General features: G+C 70.3%; 4 protein-coding genes and 2 pseudogenes. All 6 read left to right on the top strand.

Features of this window, described 5'->3' with window-relative positions; all coding sequences use genetic code 11:
* Positions 1-685 (top strand): RelA/SpoT AH/RIS domain-containing protein (locus AC2W7M_RS21650; RefSeq protein ID WP_486134823.1); only part of this gene is annotated, 685 nt, incomplete at its 5' end.
* A gap of 28 nt (positions 686-713) precedes the next feature.
* Positions 714-1,498 (top strand): annotated as a pseudogene (locus tag AC2W7M_RS21645) (pyridoxine 5'-phosphate synthase).
* Positions 1,495-1,898 (top strand): annotated as a pseudogene (gene acpS / locus AC2W7M_RS21640) (holo-ACP synthase). The pseudogenes AC2W7M_RS21645 and acpS overlap by 4 nt, the downstream one beginning before the upstream one ends.
* Before the next feature lie 62 nt (positions 1,899-1,960).
* Positions 1,961-2,356 (top strand): DUF1622 domain-containing protein, encoded by a 396-nt coding sequence (locus tag AC2W7M_RS21635; RefSeq protein ID WP_486134821.1) that lies wholly within the window; start codon positions 1,961-1,963, stop codon positions 2,354-2,356.
* Between the two features lie 240 nt (positions 2,357-2,596).
* Positions 2,597-3,349 carry a signal peptidase I gene (gene lepB / locus AC2W7M_RS21630; protein WP_486134819.1) on the top strand — a complete coding sequence of 251 codons (753 nt, stop codon included), beginning with the start codon at positions 2,597-2,599 and terminating at the stop codon, positions 3,347-3,349.
* The coding region (locus AC2W7M_RS21625) for a ribonuclease III family protein (protein ID WP_486134817.1) at positions 3,319-3,885 on the top strand (567 nt) is incomplete at its 3' end. The genes lepB and AC2W7M_RS21625, both read left to right, overlap by 31 nt.

Genomic DNA, 3,885 nt, shown 5'->3' with positions numbered 1-3,885 from the left:
CGCCGCGCCTCGCCCCGCGCCACCGCCGAGGACGTCTTTCGCCGCCATCGGCCGCGGCGAGATCAAGCCCGAGGATCTGGTGCGCGCGGTCTATCCCCGAATGGGGCGCCGCCGCGGCCCCGACGAGCGCACCAATGGCGAGCGCGCCCCCAACGGCGAGGGCTGGTTCGAGCTGAAGCGCGCCCACAACCTCAAGTTCAAGATCCCCGAGGGCGCCAGCGCCGAGCGGCTGGACGCCATTCCCATCCGCGGCATCAACGGCGATTTGCCGGTGCGCTTCGCGCCCAATGGCGGCGCCGTGCCGGGCGACCGCATCGTCGGCATCCTGACGCCCGGGGAGGGCATCACCATCTATCCGATCCAGTCCCCGGCCCTGCAGAATTTCGAGGACAAGCCGGAGCACTGGCTCGATGTGCGCTGGGACCTCGACGAATTGTCGGACGGGCGCTTCCCGGCGCAGATCATGGTCACGGCGCGCAACGAGCCGGGCTCGCTCGCCCAGGTGGCCGGCGCCATCGGCGATCGCGGCGGCAATATCGAGGGCCTGCAGATGCGCACCCGCTCGGCCGACTTCACGGAGATGCTGATCGACGTGGAGGTGTTCGACCTGCGCCATCTCAATGCCATCGTCGCGGACTTGAAAGCGCGGGCGGTGGTCTCAAGCGTCGAGCGCGTCAACGGCTGACGCGCCCCTTTCCCGGGAGCAACCTCACATGCAGGCAATCCGGCCGATCCGGCTCGGCGTCAACGTGGACCATGTGGCGACGTGCGGAATGCCCGCGGCGGCACGCTGCCCGATCCGGTGCGCGCCGCGCTCCTGGTGCAGCGGGCCGGCGGCGACGGCATCACCGCGCACCTGCGCGAGGACCGGCGCCACATCCACGACGTGGACATGGAGCGCCTGAAGGCGGAAATCTCCCTCCCGCTCAATTTCGAGATGGCGGCCACCGACGAGATGATCGCCATCGCCCGCCGCATCCGCCCGCACGCCTGCTGCCTGGTGCCGGAGAAGCGCGAGGAACGCACCACCGAGGGCGGGCTCGACGCCGCCGGCCAGTTTGCCGAGCTTCAGCCCCGGATCGCGCAGCTGAAGGCGGTGGGCATCCGCGTGTCGCTGTTCGTGGCGGCGGACGCGGCCCAGATCCAGGCGGCGCGCGACCTCGGCGCCGACATCGTCGAACTGCACACCGGCGCCTGGTGCGATGCCCGCGCCGAGGGACGGGCGGCCGAGGCGCAGGCGGAGTTCTCGCGCATCGCCGCGGCGGCGCGCGAGGCGCACGGCCTCGGTCTGGAGGTCCATGCCGGCCACGGGCTCGATTATGACAGCGCGGCTCTGGTTTCGGCCCTGCCGGAGGTGGTGGAGCTGAACATCGGCCACTTTTTGGTGGGCGAGGCGATCTTCGTCGGGCTGGAGGCGGCGGTGGGGCGCATGCGCGAGGCCATGGACCGCGGCCGCGCGCTGGCGGCGCGCAGTGCGGCGGACGGGGCGGCCGCATGATCCTCGGCATCGGCTCGGACCTCGCGGATGCCCGGCGCATCGCCCGTTCCATCGATCGCTTCGGCGCGCGCTTCCTGGAGCGCGTTTTCACCCCGGTGGAGCGCGCCAAGGCCGAGCGGCGGCGCCTGAAGGCCGAGACCTACGCCAAGCGCTTCGCCGCCAAGGAGGCCTGCGCCAAGGCGCTGGGCACCGGGCTGAGCCATGGCGTGTTCTGGCGCGACATGGGGGTGGTGAACCTGCCCACCGGCCAGCCGACGCTGGAACTCACCGGCGGCGCCGCCGCCGGCTCGCGGCCATGCTGCCCGAAGGGCATGAGGCGGTGATCCATTTGACCATGACCGACGAGGGGCCGCTGGTCTCGGCGCAGGTCATCATCTCCGCAATTCCCCGGCGCGGCTGAACCCGCCGGGCGCTTCCGCCGCCCGCCGGCCGGTGGCATCGTGGCGCCGAAGGGGAGGGGGAATGGACGCGCTCGCCAACGAAATCCTGCACTGGACCACCCGCGCCATCGAGGTGGCCGGCACCGCCGTCATCGTCTACGGCATCCTGTCCGCGCTGGTGCTGCTGGCGCGGGGCGCGGCGGCCGGCCGGCCCATGGCCGCCTCGTTCCGCCAGTGCCGCTCCTCTCTCGGCATGGCGATCCTGCTGGGGCTCGAATTCCTGGTGGCGGCGGACATCATCAACACGGTGGCCATCGAGCCGACGCTCCAGAGTCTGGCGGTGCTGGCCGGCATCGTTCTGGTGCGCACCTTCCTGTCCTTCTCGCTGGAGATCGAGATCGAGGGCCGCTGGCCCTGGCAGCGCGCGCCGGCGGCCGAGGCTAGCCCGGCGGACGCGGATGCCCCGGCAAAGGTCTAGGACGGCAGGGCCGGCATCGGCGGCCGCGCCATGGCGCGGTGATGCATCGCCGCGCCGCCGCGCGTTGCCGCCCGGTCGCGAAGCCTCTATAGGGGAGGACCGTGCGGGCGAGGGCCTTCCAGCCGCTTCTCCTCCTTTTCGGCGCAGTTTGCTGCACACTGCGCGCGCGGCTGATTTGCGGCCCCGCGTTGCACCCTCGACCTTGGATGGATTTGGACCCTCGATGAACTTGGATCCTCGATGACCGCGACCAGCGATTCGAAGAAAGAGGGCGGCTTCCTTGAGACCGTCCGCGTCATCATCCACGCGCTGCTGATCGCGCTGGTGATCCGCACCTTCCTGTTCCAGCCGTTCAACATCCCGTCCGGGTCCATGAAGGACACGCTCCTGATCGGCGACTATCTGTTCGTGTCCAAATACAGCTACGGCTATTCGCGCTTCTCGCTGCCGATCACGCTCGATTTGTTCTCCGGCCGCATCTTCGGCGCCGACCCGGCGCGCGGCGACGTGGTGGTGTTCAAGCTGCCGAAGGACAATGCCACCGACTACATCAAGCGCGTGGTGGGCCTGCCCGGCGACAAGATCCAGATGATCGGCGGCGTGCTCCACATCAACGGCGTGCCGGTGAAGCGCGAGCGCCTCTCCGACATCACCGAGGACGACGGCTCCGGCCGCAAGGTGCTGGTGAAGCGCTGGCGCGAGACGCTGCCCAACGGCATCTCCTACGAGACCCTCGATCTGGTCGACAACGGCATGTACGACAACACGCCAGTCTACGACGTGCCGCCCGGCCACTTCTTCATGATGGGCGACAACCGCGACAATTCCCAGGACAGCCGGGTGCTGAGCCAGGTGGGCTACGTGCCGTTCGACAATCTGATCGGCAAGGCGCAGGTGATCTTCTTCTCGATCGACGAAGGCGCGGCGGCGTGGCAGGTGTGGAACTGGCCCTGGACGGTGCGATGGGACAGGCTGTTCAAGACGGTGGACTGACCGGCGCCGCCGACGATCTGGCCGCCCTCGAAGCGCGGATCGGCTACCGATTCACGGATCGGGCGCTGCTGGAGCTGGCGCTGTCCCACATCAGCTCGGTCAAGGGCGAGGCGCCGCGCCGGCGCTCCTACCAGCGGCTGGAATTCCTCGGCGACCATGTGCTCGGCTCGGTGGTCTCGCACATGCTGTACGAGGCCTTTCCCGAGGCGGAGGAGGGCGAGCTGTCGCGCCGGCTCGCCGAGCTGGTGCGCGAGGAGGCCTGCGCCGAGGTCGCCGCCGACATGGAGATGGGCGCCCATATCCGCCTCGGCCCCGGCGAGAGCCAGTCGGGCGCCAGCAAGCGCCGGGCGATCCTCGCCGACGTGGCCGAGAGCGTGGTGGCGGCGGTGTTCCTCGACGGCGGCTATGACGCCGCCCAGGCGCTGGTGGAGCGGCTGTGGCGCGGCCGGCTCGAAGCCCCGCGCCGCCCGCCTGCGGGATGCCAAGACCGTGGCTTCAGGAATGGGCGCAGGGCCGCCGGCTGCCGCCGCCGGTCT

Source organism: Xanthobacter sp. BG11Y11_SDJG (assembly GCF_057364445.1).
This window is presented reverse-complemented; position numbering and strand designations above follow the sequence as displayed.

What these genes read in the sequence shown, in the direction of transcription:
- AC2W7M_RS21635 (WP_486134821.1), top strand. Translation starts at nt 1,961, where the DNA reads ATGGACGCGCTCGCCAACGAAATCCTGCACTGGACCACCCGCGCCATC.
- lepB (WP_486134819.1), top strand. Translation starts at nt 2,597, where the DNA reads ATGACCGCGACCAGCGATTCGAAGAAAGAGGGCGGCTTCCTTGAGACC.